The sequence below is a fragment of the Streptomyces pseudovenezuelae genome, assembly GCF_029892565.1.
Classification (GTDB): Bacteria; Actinomycetota; Actinomycetes; order Streptomycetales; family Streptomycetaceae; genus Streptomyces; species Streptomyces pseudovenezuelae_A.
This window is the reverse complement of sequence record NZ_JARXVH010000014.1, coordinates 89436-104970: the sequence shown is the minus strand read 5'-3', so window position 1 is coordinate 104970 and position 15535 is coordinate 89436. Positions and strand designations below refer to the sequence as shown.

Annotated in this window: 15 protein-coding genes; all 15 read left to right on the top strand. The window is 69.0% G+C overall.

All coding sequences use genetic code 11. From position 1 onward, the window contains the following. The first annotated feature begins 168 nt into the window (after positions 1–168). The 15 genes from rho (at position 169) to atpA (ending at position 15522) form a co-directional block, all read left to right on the top strand. Positions 169–2205 (top strand): transcription termination factor Rho, encoded by a 2037-nt coding sequence (rho, locus tag M2283_RS35990; RefSeq protein ID WP_280880685.1) that lies wholly within the window; start codon positions 169–171, stop codon positions 2203–2205. Positions 2206–2561: 356 nt separating this feature from the next. Continuing rightward, on the top strand, positions 2562–3704 hold the full coding sequence (locus M2283_RS35985) for an LCP family protein (protein WP_280880684.1): 1143 nt from the start codon (positions 2562–2564) through the stop codon (positions 3702–3704). Positions 3705–3824: 120 nt separating this feature from the next. Further along, entirely contained in the window at positions 3825–4049 is a 225-nt protein-coding gene (gene rpmE, locus M2283_RS35980) for a 50S ribosomal protein L31 (protein ID WP_280880683.1), read from the top strand. A 105-nt stretch (positions 4050–4154) separates the two neighbouring features. Next, complete coding sequence (prfA, locus tag M2283_RS35975) at positions 4155–5231, top strand: peptide chain release factor 1 (RefSeq protein WP_280880682.1); 1077 nt, start codon at positions 4155–4157, stop codon at positions 5229–5231. A gap of 43 nt (positions 5232–5274) precedes the next feature. Continuing rightward, on the top strand, positions 5275–6120 hold the full coding sequence (gene prmC / locus M2283_RS35970; protein WP_280880681.1) for a peptide chain release factor N(5)-glutamine methyltransferase: 846 nt from the start codon (positions 5275–5277) through the stop codon (positions 6118–6120). A 55-nt stretch (positions 6121–6175) separates the two neighbouring features. Continuing rightward, positions 6176–6823: an L-threonylcarbamoyladenylate synthase gene (locus M2283_RS35965; protein WP_280880680.1), complete on the top strand. Its 648-nt coding sequence runs from the start codon at positions 6176–6178 to the stop codon at positions 6821–6823. Next, positions 6820–7500, top strand: a complete 681-nt coding sequence (locus M2283_RS35960) for a protein-tyrosine-phosphatase (RefSeq protein WP_280880679.1) — start codon at positions 6820–6822, stop codon at positions 7498–7500. The genes M2283_RS35965 and M2283_RS35960 overlap by 4 nt, the downstream gene beginning before the upstream one ends. A 70-nt stretch (positions 7501–7570) precedes the next feature. Next, positions 7571–8812, top strand: a complete 1242-nt coding sequence (gene glyA, locus M2283_RS35955; RefSeq protein WP_280880678.1) for a serine hydroxymethyltransferase — start codon at positions 7571–7573, stop codon at positions 8810–8812. 150 nt (positions 8813–8962) lie between these two features. After that, a complete protein-coding gene (locus M2283_RS35950) occupies positions 8963–10276 on the top strand; it encodes an MraY family glycosyltransferase (protein ID WP_280880677.1) in 1314 nt (437 codons plus the stop codon). A 314-nt stretch (positions 10277–10590) separates the two neighbouring features. Beyond that, complete coding sequence (locus tag M2283_RS35945; protein ID WP_280880676.1) at positions 10591–11004, top strand: hypothetical protein; 414 nt, start codon at positions 10591–10593, stop codon at positions 11002–11004. A gap of 210 nt (positions 11005–11214) precedes the next feature. After that, positions 11215–12048 (top strand): F0F1 ATP synthase subunit A, encoded by an 834-nt coding sequence (atpB, locus tag M2283_RS35940; protein ID WP_280880675.1) that lies wholly within the window; start codon positions 11215–11217, stop codon positions 12046–12048. A gap of 76 nt (positions 12049–12124) precedes the next feature. Then, positions 12125–12355, top strand: coding sequence for an ATP synthase F0 subunit C (gene atpE / locus M2283_RS35935; RefSeq protein ID WP_103780068.1), 231 nt, complete (start codon positions 12125–12127; stop codon positions 12353–12355). 42 nt (positions 12356–12397) lie between these two features. After that, positions 12398–12949: a F0F1 ATP synthase subunit B gene (locus tag M2283_RS35930; protein WP_280880674.1), complete on the top strand. Its 552-nt coding sequence runs from the start codon at positions 12398–12400 to the stop codon at positions 12947–12949. Further along, complete coding sequence (locus M2283_RS35925; RefSeq protein WP_280880673.1) at positions 12946–13761, top strand: F0F1 ATP synthase subunit delta; 816 nt, start codon at positions 12946–12948, stop codon at positions 13759–13761. Before M2283_RS35930 ends, M2283_RS35925 begins: the two co-directional genes overlap by 4 nt. 171 nt (positions 13762–13932) lie before the next feature. Then, positions 13933–15522 (top strand): F0F1 ATP synthase subunit alpha, encoded by a 1590-nt coding sequence (atpA, locus tag M2283_RS35920; RefSeq protein WP_280880672.1) that lies wholly within the window; start codon positions 13933–13935, stop codon positions 15520–15522. Positions 15523–15535: the final 13 nt, after the last annotated feature.

Here is a 15535-nt window from a genome sequence, read left to right as displayed (position 1 = left end):
ACACCCGGTGCCACGCCCAGGCTCAGGCAAGTGCCATCCCAGAAATTCCCTCCGCCTGCATTGGCGGACCACCGCCCCGGCACGGTCCACACAGCAAGGACCACTGCCGGACAGCACAACCGGTCGCCGAGCCAGAAGGCCGACGTCCGCTCCAGGGAAGGACCCTTCGTGAGCGACACCACCGATCTGATGGGCGCACGTGTCGAGGAGACCGCTGCCGCGCCCGCCACGGACGCCTCCGCGCCTGCCACCGGTGCCGGCTCCCGGCGGCGCCGCGGTACCGGCCTCGACGGCATGGTGCTGGCCGAGCTGCAGCAGGTCGCCTCGGGCCTCGGAATCAGGGGCACCGCGCGTATGCGCAAGAGCCAGCTGATCGAGGTCATCAAGGAGGCGCAGGCCGGGGGTGCCCCGGCGAAGGCCGAGGCTGCCGCCGAGACCAAGCCCAAGCGCCGCGCCACCTCCAAGGCCCGTACGGGCGACGAGGCCGCCCCCGTCGCCGAGAAGGCGGTCGCCGAGGCCCCCGCCGAGAAGGCCGTGGCCCAGCAGCAGATCGAGATTCCCGGCCAGCCCGCCAGCGACGACGCCCCCGTTGAGCGCCGTCGTCGCCGTGCCACCGCTGAGGCCGGCAGCCCCGAGACCGTCGTGGCCGAGGCGAAGAGCGAGCCCAAGGCCGAGACGCCCGCCCAGGCGCAGCCGCAGGGCGAGGTCAAGGGCGACGCCGACGCGGACGGCCGTCAGGGCCGCCGTGACCGTCGCGACCGCCAGGACCGCGGCGACCGTGACCGCGGTGGACGCGACCGCGACCGTCGTGGCAACAAGGGCGACGAGCAGCAGCAGGGCGGCCAGGGCGGCGGCCAGCAGCGGCAGGACCGCCAGGACCGCGGGGACCGTCAGCAGCAGGGCGGCGGCGCACGCCAGGACCGCCAGCAGCGGGACAACGGCCCCCAGGACGACGACGACTTCGAGGGTGGCCGGCGCGGCCGGCGCGGTCGCTACCGGGACCGTCGCGGTCGCCGTGGCCGTGACGAGATCGGCGGCACCAGCGAGCCGCAGGTCTCCGACGACGACGTCCTGATCCCCGTCGCGGGCATCCTCGACATCCTCGACAACTACGCGTTCATCCGGACCTCCGGCTACCTGCCGGGCCCGAACGATGTGTACGTCTCCCTCGCCCAGGTCCGCAAGAACGGTCTGCGCAAGGGTGACCACGTCACCGGCGCGGTCCGCCAGCCCAAGGACGGCGAGCGCCGTGAGAAGTTCAACGCGCTGGTCCGTCTCGACTCGGCGAACGGCATGGGAGCCGAATCCGGGCGTGGGCGGCCGGAGTTCAACAAGCTGACGCCGCTGTACCCGCAGGACCGCCTCCGCCTGGAGACGGACCCGGGTGTCCTCACCACGCGCATCATCGACCTGGTGTCGCCGATCGGTAAGGGTCAGCGCGGTCTGATCGTGGCCCCGCCGAAGACCGGCAAGACCATGATCATGCAGGCGATCGCCAACGCGATCACGCACAACAACCCCGAGTGCCACCTGATGGTCGTCCTGGTCGACGAGCGTCCGGAAGAGGTCACCGACATGCAGCGGTCGGTGAAGGGCGAGGTCATCTCCTCGACCTTCGACCGTCCGGCCGAGGACCACACCACGGTCGCCGAGCTCGCCATCGAGCGGGCGAAGCGGCTGGTGGAGCTGGGTCACGACGTCGTCGTCCTGCTCGACTCGATCACGCGTCTGGGCCGTGCGTACAACCTCGCGGCGCCCGCCTCCGGCCGCATTCTGTCCGGTGGTGTCGACTCGACCGCGCTGTACCCGCCGAAGCGGTTCTTCGGTGCGGCGCGGAACATCGAGGACGGCGGTTCGCTGACGATCCTGGCCACCGCGCTCGTCGACACCGGCTCGCGCATGGACGAGGTCATCTTCGAGGAGTTCAAGGGCACGGGCAACGCCGAGCTGAAGCTCGACCGGAAGCTCGCTGACAAGCGCATCTTCCCGGCGGTGGATGTCGACGCGTCCGGTACTCGTAAGGAAGAGATCCTGCTCGGCAGCGACGAGTTGGCCATCACCTGGAAGCTTCGTCGGGTGCTGCACGCGCTTGACCAGCAGCAGGCGATCGAGTTGCTGCTGGACAAGATGAGGCAGACGAAGTCGAACGCCGAGTTCTTGCTGCAGATCCAGAAGACGACGCCTACGCCTGGGAACGGCGACTAGGCAGTTCGTCGGGTGCCGGCTGAGTGTGGCTGGTCGCGCCCACGCGGCGGAGCCGCAGATTGACGCAGGCCCGCGCTCCTGGCGGCGTCCAGGCAGACCCTCGTCCTTTTGGGACGGGGGTCTGCCTTTTGTCTGCGAGACCTTTGCCACAGGGGGCTCGGTTGGTGATGGTTTCCGGCCGTACGGCGTTCTGCGTCGAACATGCAGGTCAGGGGCGTACGGGCATCGATGATCGTTACGGAGTGTGCCTAAGTTTGTGCATATTGGGCACAGGGCGTTGTGCAACTCTTTGTCGAGTTTCGCCGTCTGACCGGACGGGAGCGACGATGGAGCAGTAGCCGAGATTCGAGGAGCACATGTCCGCCGAGAGCACACCGGAGCCCGGTATACCGGGTGAGCCCGGGACCAGTGGCCCGCGCCGTCGTGGCAAGGGTCGCCGCCGCAAGACCCGCGACAAGCGTCGTAAGGGTCTGATCGTGACGGCCTGGGTCGCCGCGGGCATCGTCGTGCTGGGCGGCACCGGGGCCGGCTACGTGTACTTCAAGCTCAACGGCAACATCAAGAGCGTCGACATCGACCAGGCCCTGGGCACCGCCCGGCCGACGAAGGTCGACAACGGCTCCGAGAACATCCTGGTGCTGGGCTCCGACTCCCGCTCCGGCAGCAACAAGAAGCTCGGTGGCGGCACGGACGACGGCAGCGCCCGCTCGGACACCGCGATGATCGTGCACGTCTACAAGGGCCACAAGAAGGCCAGCGTGGTCTCGATCCCGCGTGACACCCTCATCGACCGCCCCGAGTGCACCGACACCAAGGGCGGTACGCACGACGCCGCGTCCGGCGTCATGTTCAACTCCGCGTACACCACGGGCGGCGCGGCCTGTGCGGTGAAGACCGTCGAGTCCGTCACCGGCATCCGCATGGACCACTACCTGGAAGTCGACTTCAGCGGCTTCGAGAAGCTCATCGACGAGCTCGGCGGCGTCCCGGTCACCACGACCAAGAACATCAGCGACCCCGACAGCCACCTGAACCTGAAGGCCGGCACGCACACCCTGGACGGCGAGCAGGCCCTCGGCCTGGTCCGCACCCGGCACGGCGTCGGCGACGGCTCCGACCTCGGCCGCATCCAGCTCCAGCAGGCCTTCATCAAGGCGCTGGTCAACCAGGTCAAGCACATCGGGGTCTTCACCAGCCCGAAGAAGCTCTACGACCTCGCGGACACGGCCACCAGGGCCGTCACCACCGACTCCGACCTCGGCTCGGTCAACTCGCTGATGTCCTTCGCCAACGGCCTCAAGGGCATCAGTTCCTCGAAGATGCAGATGGTCACCATGCCGGTCCAGTACGACCCGGCGAACCCGAACCGCGTGATCGTGGAGAAGGCCAAGGCCGAGCAGGTCTGGACGGCTCTGAAGAACGACCGGACGATTCCGAAGTCGGCCACGACGGGCACGGCAACGGGCGATGCCAAGGGCGTCGTGACCGCCGGGGAATAGATCACCGGGGCCCCGGTTTGGGGACATGGCGCCAGTCCTGGCAGACTGGTACGTCGGCCCCGGTTCACGCCCCGCAGCCCGCGACGGCGACCCGGAGCCCTCCCGGAACTAGGAGACACCTTGAAGCGCGAGATTCACCCCGAGTACGTCGACACACAGGTCAGCTGCACCTGTGGGGCGTCGTTCACCACGCGGAGCACGATCACCAGCGGCGCCATCCGTGCCGAGGTCTGCTCCGAGTGCCACCCGTTCTACACGGGCAAGCAGAAGATCCTCGACACCGGTGGCCGCGTGGCCCGCTTCGAGGCCCGCTTCGGCAAGGCTGCGGCCGGCTCCAAGAAGTAGCGAGCTCCATTTCGCCGGTCCACGGCCGCGCCCTCCACAGGCGCGCCGGGACCGGCGTTTTTGGTCGCCCGCCTTCCCTTTTCTTACGTAGTTCAGGAGCCCAAGATGTTCGAGGCCGTCGAGGAACTCGTCGCCGAGCACGCCGACCTGGAGACGAAGCTCGCCGATCCGTCGGTCCACGCCGACCAGGCCAACGCGCGCAAGTTGAACAAGCGCTACGCCGAGCTCACCCCGATCGTCGCCACGTACCGCTCCTGGAAGCAGACCGGCGACGACATGGAGACCGCGCGCGAACTGGGCGCCGACGACCCGGACTTCGCGGCCGAGGTCAAGGTGCTGGACAAGCAGCGCGACGAGCTCACCGAGAAGCTGCGCCTGCTGCTCGTGCCGCGTGACCCCAACGACGACAAGGACGTGATCCTTGAGGTCAAGGCGGGCGCCGGCGGTGACGAGTCGGCGTTGTTCGCCGGTGACCTGCTGCGCATGTACCTGCGCTACGCGGAGCGCGTCGGCTGGAAGACCGAGATCATCGACGCCACCGAGTCCGAGCTGGGCGGCTACAAGGACGTCCAGGTCGCCGTGAAGACCAAGGGCGGCAACGGCGCCACCGAGCCCGGACAGGGCGTGTGGGCCCGCCTGAAGTACGAGGGCGGCGTGCACCGCGTGCAGCGCGTGCCGGCGACCGAGTCCCAGGGCCGTATCCACACCTCGGCGGCGGGCGTGCTGGTCACCCCCGAGGCCGAGGAGGTCGACGTCGAGATCAACCCCAACGACCTCCGCATCGACGTCTACCGTTCCTCGGGACCCGGCGGGCAGTCCGTCAACACGACCGACTCCGCGGTGCGCATCACGCACATTCCCACCGGAGTCGTCGCCTCCTGCCAGAACGAGAAGAGCCAGCTGCAGAACAAGGAGCAGGCGATGCGTATCCTGCGCTCCAGGCTGCTCGCCGCGGCGCAGGAGGAGGCGGAGAAGGAAGCCGCCGACGCCCGCCGCAGTCAGGTCCGCACCGTCGACCGCTCCGAGAAGATCCGCACCTACAACTTCCCGGAGAACCGCATCTCCGACCACCGCGTCGGCTTCAAGTCGTACAACCTGGACCAGGTCCTGGACGGCGACCTCGACGCGGTGATCCAGGCCTGCGTCGACGCGGACTCGGCGGCGAAGCTGGCAGCCGCATAAGAGACACACGTCGGCGCGTACGAGTACGACACGGAGGACTTGCGTGAACCTGCTGCTCGCAGAGGTGGCACAGGCCACCCAGCGGCTGGCCGACGCCGGCGTGCCCTCGCCGCGCAACGACGCGGAGGAGCTCGCCGCGTTCGTGCACGGTGTGAAGCGGGGCGAGCTGCACTCCGTCAAGGACTCGGACTTCGACGCCCGCTACTGGGAGGTCATCGCCCGGCGTGAGCAGCGCGAACCGCTGCAGCACATCACCGGGCGGGCCTACTTCCGGTATCTGGAACTCCAGGTCGGGCCGGGCGTGTTCGTGCCCCGGCCCGAGACCGAGTCCGTGGTCGGCTGGGCCATAGACGCCGTGCGCGCCATGGACGTCGTGGAGCCCCGCATCGTCGACCTGTGCACCGGCTCCGGCGCCATCGCCCTCGCCCTGGCCCAGGAGGTCCCGCGCTCGCGCGTGCACGCCGTGGAGCTGTCCGAGGACGCCCTGGCGTGGACCCGCAAGAACGTCGAGGGCTCCCGGGTCGACCTGCGTCAGGGCAACGCCCTGGACGCCTTCCCCGACCTCGACGGCCATGTCGACCTGGTCGTCTCCAACCCGCCCTACATCCCGCTCACCGAGTGGGAGTACGTCGCCATCGAGGCCCGGGACTACGATCCCGAACTCGCCCTGTTCTCAGGCGAGGACGGCCTCGACCTGATCCGCGGCATCGAGCGCACCGCGCACCGGCTGCTGCGCCCGGGCGGTGTCGTCGTCATCGAGCACGCCGACACCCAGGGCGGCCAGGTGCCGTGGATCTTCACCGAGGAGCGGGGCTGGGCCGACGCGGCCGACCACCCCGACCTCAACAACCGCCCGCGCTTCGCCACCGCCCGCAAGGCGATGCCGTGAGCTCCGCCCCGACTTCCGACCCGCAGCAGTACGTGTACGAGGAGGCCCGCTAGATATGGCACGGCGATACGACACCAACGACGCGACCGACCGCACGACCGGTCTGCGCGAGGCCGCGTCCGCCGTCCGCCGTGGCGAGCTCGTGGTCCTCCCGACCGACACGGTGTACGGCATCGGCGCGGACGCCTTCACCTCGGAGGCCGTCGCCGACCTGCTGGAGGCCAAGGGCCGGGGCCGCAACATGCCCACGCCCGTCCTCATCGGCTCCCCGAACACCCTGCACGGCCTGGTCACGGACTTCTCCGAGCTGGCCTGGGAGCTGGTCGACGCCTTCTGGCCGGGCGCCCTCACGCTCGTCGCCAAGCACCAGCCGTCCCTGCAGTGGGACCTGGGGGACACCCGGGGCACGGTGGCCATCCGCATGCCGCTGCACCCCGTCGCCATCGAACTGCTCACCGAGGTCGGCCCGATGGCCGTCTCCTCCGCCAACCTGACCGGCCACCCGGCGCCGGAGGACTGTGACGCCGCGCAGGAGATGCTCGGCGACTCCGTCTCCGTCTACCTCGACGGCGGCCCGACCCCGGGCAACGTGCCGTCCTCCATCGTCGACGTCACCGGCCCGGTGCCGGTGCTGCTGCGCGCGGGCGCGCTGTCGGCCGAGGAGCTGAGGAAGGTCGTACCCGACCTCGAGGTGGCGAATTGACGGCCCCTGAAGCGGGGCGTGGCATAGGCAACGGGGAACGCGCCACGGAGATCACGACGACGTTCGTCGGGCTCCCGCGCGACAGCTTCCGCATCCTCCACGTCAGCACCGGAAACGTATGCCGCTCGCCCATCACCGAGCGGCTGACCCGGCATTACGTGAAGCAGCGGCTCGGCATCCTGGGCGGCGGGCTGATCGTGGAGAGCGCGGGCACCTGGGGTCACGAGGGCGCGCCCATGGAGGCCAACGCGGAGGCGGTCCTGGCCGACTTCGGCGCGGACGCCTCCGGCTTCGTCGGCCGCGAGCTGCTGGACGAGCACGTCATCAGGGCCGACCTGGTGCTGACCGCGACCCGCGACCACCGCCAGCAGGTCATCTCCATGGGCCACTCCGCGGGCCTGCGCACCTTCACGCTCAAGGAGTTCACCCGCCTGGTGAGGGCGATAGACACCGCGACCCTGCCGCCCCTGGAGGACGGCGTGGTCGCCCGCGCGCGTGCCCTGGTCCGCGCGGCCGCCGCCCTGCGCGGCTGGCTCCTGGCGCCGACCGCCGAGGCGGACGAGGTCTACGACCCCTACGGCGCACCCCTGACGTTCTTCCGCTCGATCGGGGACGAGATACACCAGGCGGTGGATCCGGTCGTCACGGCGCTCACCGGGGTGTCCGCGCGCACGTAACGGCCGCGCACCCCGTCGGCCCCGGGCCTACATTGGACGTACGTCATCCTCGACGCCCCCGGAGCCCATCATGGCGGTCATCCACACCCTTGAGGCCACGGACGTCCTGCGTCGCCAGGACCCGGAACTCGCCGAGATCCTGCTCGGGGAGCTGGCGAGGCAGTCGACGACGCTCCAGCTGATCGCCGCCGAGAACTTCACCTCGCCGGCCGTCCTCGCCGCCCTCGGCTCACCGCTGGCCAACAAGTACGCGGAGGGCTACCCGGGCGCCCGCCACCACGGCGGCTGCGAGATCGTCGACGTCGCCGAACGGGTCGCCGTCGACCGTGCGAAGGCCCTCTTCGGCGCCGAGCACGCCAATGTCCAGTCCCACTCGGGCTCCTCGGCGGTCCTCGCCGCGTACGCCGCGCTGCTGCGCCCCGGCGACACCGTCCTCGCCCTCGGCCTGCCCTACGGCGGCCACCTCACGCACGGCTCGCCCGCCAACTTCTCCGGCCGCTGGTTCGACTTCGTCGGCTACGGGGTGGACGCGGAGACCGGCCTCATCGACTACGACCAGGTCCGCGCCCTGGCCCGCACCCACCGCCCCAAGGCGATCGTGTGCGGCTCGATCGCCTACCCGCGGCACATCGACTACGCCCTCTTCCGCGAGGTCGCCGACGAGGTGGGCGCCTACCTCATCGCCGACGCGGCCCATCCCATCGGGCTCGTCGCCGGGGGAGCGGCGCCGAACCCGGTGCCGTACGCCGATGTCGTGTGTGCCACCACGCACAAGGTGCTGCGCGGTCCGCGCGGCGGGATGCTCCTGTGCGGCGCGGAGCTCGCGGGGCGGGTGGACCGGGCCGTGTTCCCCTTCACGCAGGGCGGGGCGCAGATGCACACCATCGCCGCGAAGGCGGTCGCGTTCGGCGAGGCGGCAACACCGGCGTTCACCGCGTACGCCCATCAGGTGGTCGCCAATGCGAGGGTACTGGCGGCCGGACTCGCGGCGGAGGGGATGGTCGTCACGACCGGCGGCACGGACACCCACCTGATCACCGCCGACCCCGCGCCCCTCGGCGTCGAGGGACGGGCCGCGCGCGGCCGGCTCGCCGCGGCCGGGCTGGTCCTGGACTGCTGCGCGCTGCCGCACGGGGACGGCCGCGGACTGCGCCTGGGCACGGCGGCCCTGACCACGCAGGGCATGGGCCAGGAGGAGATGACGTACGTCGCGGCGCTGGCGGCGCGAGTGCTGCGCGGGGAGACCGAGAGTCAGAAGGCGCGTGACGAGGTGCGTGAGCTGGCGGGTAGATTTCCGCCGTACAGCGGCTGAGCGGGGGTAGACGCACCCTCGTACACCTGGGTGCGACCCGCGTGCACAGGCACGCGTGCAACCATCGTCGCTACCCGGAAGTCCCCAACCATATGCGTCCCTCGCTAGGGTGTGGGGCTGTGATGGCCAGCGAGACCTGTGGGGAAGCCTGTGCGTGAATACCTGCTGACGCTCTGCGTGACGGCCGCGGTGACGTATCTGCTGACAGGGCCGGTGCGGAAGTTCGCGATCGTGGCCGGAGCGATGCCGGAGATCAGGGCCCGTGACGTGCACCGGGAACCCACTCCGCGGCTCGGCGGTATCGCCATGTTCTTCGGCCTGTGCGCCGGTCTGCTGGTCGCCGATCATCTGACCAACCTCAGCGAGGTCTTCGAGAAGTCGAACGAACCGCGGGCGCTGCTCTCCGGTGCGGCACTGATCTGGCTGATCGGTGTCCTGGACGACAAGTTCGAGATCGACGCCCTGATCAAGCTGGGCGGCCAGATGATCGCCGCGGGCGTGATGGTCATGCAGGGTCTGACGATCCTGTGGCTGCCGATCCCGACCGTCGGCAACGTGGCGCTGACCCAGTGGCAGGGCACCCTGCTCACGGTCGCGCTGGTCGTCATCACCATCAACGCGGTGAACTTCGTCGACGGCCTCGACGGCCTGGCCTCCGGCATGGTGTGCATCGCGGCCGCCGCGTTCTTCCTGTACGCCTACCGCATCTGGTACTCGTACGGCGTCGAGGCGGCCGCCCCGGCCACGCTGTTCGCGGCGATCCTGATGGGCATGTGCATCGGCTTCCTGCCGCACAACATGCACCCCGCGCGGATCTTCATGGGCGACTCCGGCTCGATGCTGATCGGGCTCGTGCTGGCCGCGGGTGCGATCTCGATCACGGGGCAGGTCGACCCGGACGCGCTGAAGCTGTTCACCGGATCCGAGAAGGCGGCGGTGCACCAGACGGTGCCGGTCTACATCCCGTTGCTGCTGCCGCTGACGATCATCGCGGTGCCCACCGCCGACCTGGTGCTGGCCATCGTGCGCCGCACCTGGAAGGGCCAGTCGCCGTTCGCCGCCGACCGCGGGCATCTGCACCACCGGCTCCTGGAGATCGGCCACTCGCACAGCAGGGCGGTGCTGATCATGTACTTCTGGTCGGCGCTGATCGCGTTCGGCGCACTCGCCTACTCGGTCAACTCGGCTTCCATGTGGATCGTGTTGGGGATCGTGTTCCTCAGCGCGATCGGCCTCGCACTGCTTCTGCTGCCGCGCTTCACGCCGCGCGCACCGCGCTGGGCCGAGGCGTTCGTGCCGCCGCGCTACCGCCGGCGGCGGGCCGCCGTGGGGGAGCAGACCGACGAACTGGAGCCGGTGGCCGCCGAGATGGCGGAGGAATGTGCGGAACCTCGCACTCCGGTTGCCGTCGGGGTATCGGGAGTCAACGGGGCGACCGCCCTCGGTGCCCGACGCCGGCGCTGATCTCGGCGCCGATCTCGGCAAGGTAAGAATCTGACTAGAGCATTGCCAACTCGTGGGGGAGCAAAGCCCCCCAATACCAGACAAGTTCACCGTGTTTCCGCACAGGCGCGCACTGTCACTCTCATGTGTGACAGCGGGCACACCTACTTGGTAAAGACCGCATCAAATAGTTTGTGATACGGTTCACGAGAACCCCGGACAGAGCCGAAGGACCGTAGTGCGACGGTCCATTGGCGTGAGACTCCTCATCGCCCCGGGGCTACGCTCGTCCATGACGACACCCCCAGCCCCCCTGCGAAAGCGGAGTTGCCGCCATGCCGTCCAATGACGTCCGGATCCTGGCCCAGGCCGCCGTGCCCACGGCTGCCGTCGGCGCGATCGCCGCCGTCGTCGGCGGCGTGGTCGCGGGTGGCAAGGGCGTGGTCGGGGCGGCCGTCGCGACGCTGATCGTCATCCTCTTCATGGGAATCGGGCTCTACGTTCTGCAGCGCACTGCCAAATCGCTTCCGCACTTGTTCCAGGCGATGGGTCTGATGCTCTACGCGACACAGATTCTTCTGCTGTTCATGTTCGTCGCGATCTTCAAGAACACGACGTTGTTCAACCCCCGGGCCTTCGCGCTCACGCTCGTCGCCGGGACTCTCGCCTGGATCGCCGCGCAGACGCGAGCCCACATGAAGTCCAAGATCCTCTACGTCGAGCCCGAAAAGACGGGGCACTCGTCGTGAGAGGTAGGGCCGGGATAAAAGCGCACGCGGGACCCTGCTATCGTCCGGTGCCAACTGCGGCATCGCGGGCGCGGGCATCTGAGCTGACGCCTGCCCAATCGCGAGGCGAGATGCCCCCCAGCCGCCCCCACATCCGTCACACCAGTCCCGTGCCGAACCGCGGCCTCGCGCCGCGCCGACACAACGAGGTTGCCGTACCTATGCGCCACGATGAAGGAGCCCGCGGTGAGTGCTGATCCGACGCAGACGCTCGCTTTCGACACGAGCTGCCACCTGTTCGACGGGTGCGGCTTCCCGGCTCCGGGCCTGCACTCGTTCCTGTTCGAGCCGATCGCCGGCGACACCGACGGCCTGTACTTCAACAAGCCGATGCTGCTCGCCCTGCTCGGTTCGATCCTCGTGGTGGGCTTTTTCTGGGCCGCGTTCCGCAAGCCCCAGGTCGTGCCGGGCAAGCTCCAGATGATCGCCGAGGCCGGCTACGACTTCGTCCGGACCGGCATCGTCTACCAGACGATCGGCAAGCGCGAGGGCGAGAAGTACGTACCGCTCGCCGTCTCGCTGTTCTTCTTCATCTGGATGATGAACATCTGGTCGATCGTCCCGATCGCGTCCTTCCCGGTGACGTCGATCATCGCCTACCCGCTGGTCCTGGCGGTGATCGTCTACATCACGTGGGTCTCGATCACCTTCAAGCGGCACGGCTTCGTCGGCTTCTTCAAGAACGTCACCGGCTACGACAAGTCGCTCGGCGCCGTCCTGCCGCTCTCCATGACCATCGAGTTCTTCTCGAACCTGCTGGTCCGCCCGTTCACGCACGCGGTGCGACTCTTCGCGAACATGTTCGCCGGTCACACCCTGCTGCTGCTCTTCACGATCGCCAGCTGGTACATGCTGAACGGCATCGGCATCGCCTACTCCGCTGTCTCGTTCGTGATGGTCATCGTGATGACCGCCTTCGAGCTCTTCATCCAAGCGGTTCAGGCGTACGTCTTCGTCCTCCTGACCTGCACCTTCATCCAGGGCGCGCTCGCCGAGAACCACTGAGCGACCCCCTGACCCAACCGACAGACCCACCGGTGGCCAACCCCCACCGGTCACTGAAAGAGAAGGAAGAACCGGCATGTCCGCTCTCCAGACCCTCGCTGCGGTCGACGGCAACCTCGGCTCCATCGGTTACGGCCTCGCCGCGATCGGCCCGGGCGTCGGCGTCGGCATCATCTTCGGCAACGGCACCCAGGCCCTCGCCCGTCAGCCCGAGGCGGCCGGCCTCATCCGCGCCAACCAGATCCTCGGCTTCGCGTTCTGTGAGGCGCTGGCCCTCATCGGCCTCGTCATGCCGTTCGTCTACTAAGACGAACGACGACGACAGCCCCATTCGACGAAAGGCACTGATGTGAACCACGCACTGGTTCAGCTGGCGGCCGAGGCGGAGAAGGAGAATCCCCTCATTCCGCCGTGGCCGGAGCTCGTCATCGGCCTGATCGCCTTCGTCATCGTCTTCGGCTTCCTCGCCAAGAAGCTCCTCCCGACCATCAACAAGGTTCTGGAAGAGCGTCGCGAGGCCATCGAGGGCGGTATCGAGAAGGCCGAGGCCGCACAGACCGAGGCCCAGAGCGTCCTTGAGCAGTACAAGGCCCAGCTCGCCGAGGCCCGGCACGAGGCCGCGCGTCTGCGCCAGGAGGCGCAGGAGCAGGGCGCCGCGCTCATCGCCGAGATGCGGGCCGAGGGCCAGCGTCAGCGCGAGGAGATCGTCGCCGCCGGTCACACCCAGATCGAGGCCGACCGCAAGGCCGCCGCGTCCGCGCTGCGCCAGGACGTCGGCAAGCTCGCCACCGACCTGGCCGGCAAGCTGGTCGGCGAGTCCCTTGAGGACCACGCCCGGCAGAGCCGCGTGATCGACCGTTTCCTCGATGACCTTGAGGAGAAGGCCGAGGCGGCTCGATGAACGGAGCGAGCCGCGAGGCCCTGGCAGCCGCGCGCGAGCGTCTCGACGCCCTGACGGACAGCACGTCCGTGGACGCCGGCTCGCTCGCCGACGAGCTGGCCGCCGTCACCGCGCTGCTCGACCGCGAGGTGTCCCTGCGGCGGGTCCTCACCGACCCGGCGCAGGACGGTGCCGGCAAGGCCCAGCTGGCCGAGCGCCTGCTCGGCGGTCAGGTCGGCGGGCAGACCGTGGACCTGGTGTCCGGCATGGTCCGCTCGCGCTGGTCGCAGTCGCGTGACCTGGCGGACGCGCTGGAGGAGCTGGCGAACATCGCCGACCTCACCGCGGCCCAGCAGGCCGGCGCGCTCGACAACGTGGAGGACGAGCTGTTCCGGTTCGGCCGGATCGTCTCCTCGAGCACCGAGCTGCGCGCCGCGCTGACCGGCCGCAAGGCCGTTGGCAACGCCAAGACCGAGCTGCTGCACCGGCTGCTCGACCGCCGGGCCGACGCGACCACCGAGCGTCTGGTGACGCGTCTGGTCACCGCGCCCCGGGGACGTAGCCTGGAGGCGGGACTGGAGTCCCTGTCCAAGCTCGCCGCCGAGCGCCGGGACCGCACGGTCGCCGTCGTCACCTCGGCGGAGCCGCTGAGCGACTCGCAGAAGCAGCGCCTGGGCGCCGCCCTCGCGAAGCTCTACGGCCGCCCCATGCACCTCAACCTCGACGTCGACCCCGAGGTCGTCGGCGGACTGCGGGTGCAGGTCGGTGACGAGGTCATCAACGGTTCGGTCGCGGACCGCATCGAGGACGCCGCCCGCCGCCTGGCGAGCTAGCAGCACCTTCACAAGCAGCAGAGCAGTAGCAGTAGTAACAGAGCAGCAGTAACAGAGCAGTACGTACCTACGGCCCGGTTGGGCCGTGCAGAGGATTCACCTCTTTCAGGGGGGAGTCCCCATCCCCCCAAAGTGAAACTTCGGGCCCAACAAGGAGAGCAGGGAACCCAGATGGCGGAGCTCACGATCCGGCCGGAGGAGATCCGGGACGCGCTGGAGAACTTCGTCCAGTCGTACAAGCCGGACGCGGCCTCGCGCGAGGAGGTCGGTACGGTCACCCTTGCCGGCGACGGCATCGCGAAGGTCGAGGGCCTCCCCTCGGCCATGGCCAACGAACTGCTGAAGTTCGAGGACGGCACCCTCGGTCTCGCGCTCAACCTCGAAGAGCGTGAGATCGGTACCGTCATCCTCGGCGAGTTCAGCGGTGTCGAGGAGGGCCAGCCGGTCACCCGCACCGGAGAGGTCCTGTCCGTCGCCGTCGGCGAGGGCTACCTCGGCCGTGTCGTCGACCCGCTCGGCAACCCGATCGACGGCCTCGGCGAGATCGAGACCACCGGCCGCCGCGCCCTGGAGCTGCAGGCCCCGGGCGTCATGGTCCGCAAGTCGGTGCACGAGCCGATGGAGACCGGCTACAAGGCCGTCGACGCGATGACCCCGATCGGCCGTGGCCAGCGTCAGCTGATCATCGGCGACCGCCAGACCGGCAAGACCGCCCTGGCCGTCGACACGATCATCAACCAGCGCGACAACTGGCGCTCGGGCGACGTGAACAAGCAGGTCCGCTGCATCTACGTCGCCATCGGTCAGAAGGGCTCCACCATCGCCTCCGTGCGTGGTGCGCTCGAAGAGGCCGGCGCGCTGGAGTACACGACCATCGTCGCCGCCCCGGCGTCCGACCCGGCTGGCTTCAAGTACCTGGCGCCGTACACCGGTTCGGCCATCGGCCAGCACTGGATGTACGACGGCAAGCACGTCCTCATCATCTTCGACGACCTCTCCAAGCAGGCCGACGCCTACCGCGCCGTGTCCCTGCTGCTGCGCCGTCCGCCGGGCCGCGAGGCCTACCCGGGTGACGTCTTCTACCTGCACTCCCGTCTGCTGGAGCGCTGCGCGAAGCTCTCCGACGAGATGGGGAAGGGCTCGATGACCGGTCTGCCGATCGTCGAGACCAAGGCCAACGACGTCTCGGCGTTCATCCCGACCAACGTCATCTCCATCACCGACGGCCAGTGCTTCCTGGAGTCGGACCTCTTCAACGCCGGTCAGCGCCCCGCGCTGAACGTCGGTATCTCCGTCTCCCGAGTCGGTGGTTCCGCGCAGCACAAGGCGATGAAGCAGGTCTCCGGGCGACTGCGCCTCGACCTGGCCCAGTACCGCGAGCTGGAGGCGTTCGCCGCCTTCGGTTCCGACCTGGACGCCGCGTCGAAGTCGCAGCTGGAGCGCGGTCAGCGTCTGGTCGAGCTGCTCAAGCAGCCGCAGTACCAGCCGATGCCGACCGAGGACCAGGTCATCTCGGTGTGGTCCGCCACCACCGGCAAGATGGACGAAGTGCCGGTCGACGACATCCGCCGCTTCGAGAAGGAGCTCCTCGAGTACCTGCACCGCAAGCAGCAGGGCCTCATGACCTCCATCAAGGAGGGCGGCAAGATGTCGGACGACACCCTCACCGCCGCAGCGGACGCGATCGCCGACTTCAAGAAGCAGTTCGAGACCTCGGACGGCAAGCTTCTCGGCGAGGACGCCCCGGCCGCGGCCAAGTGACGTAAGGAAGGGA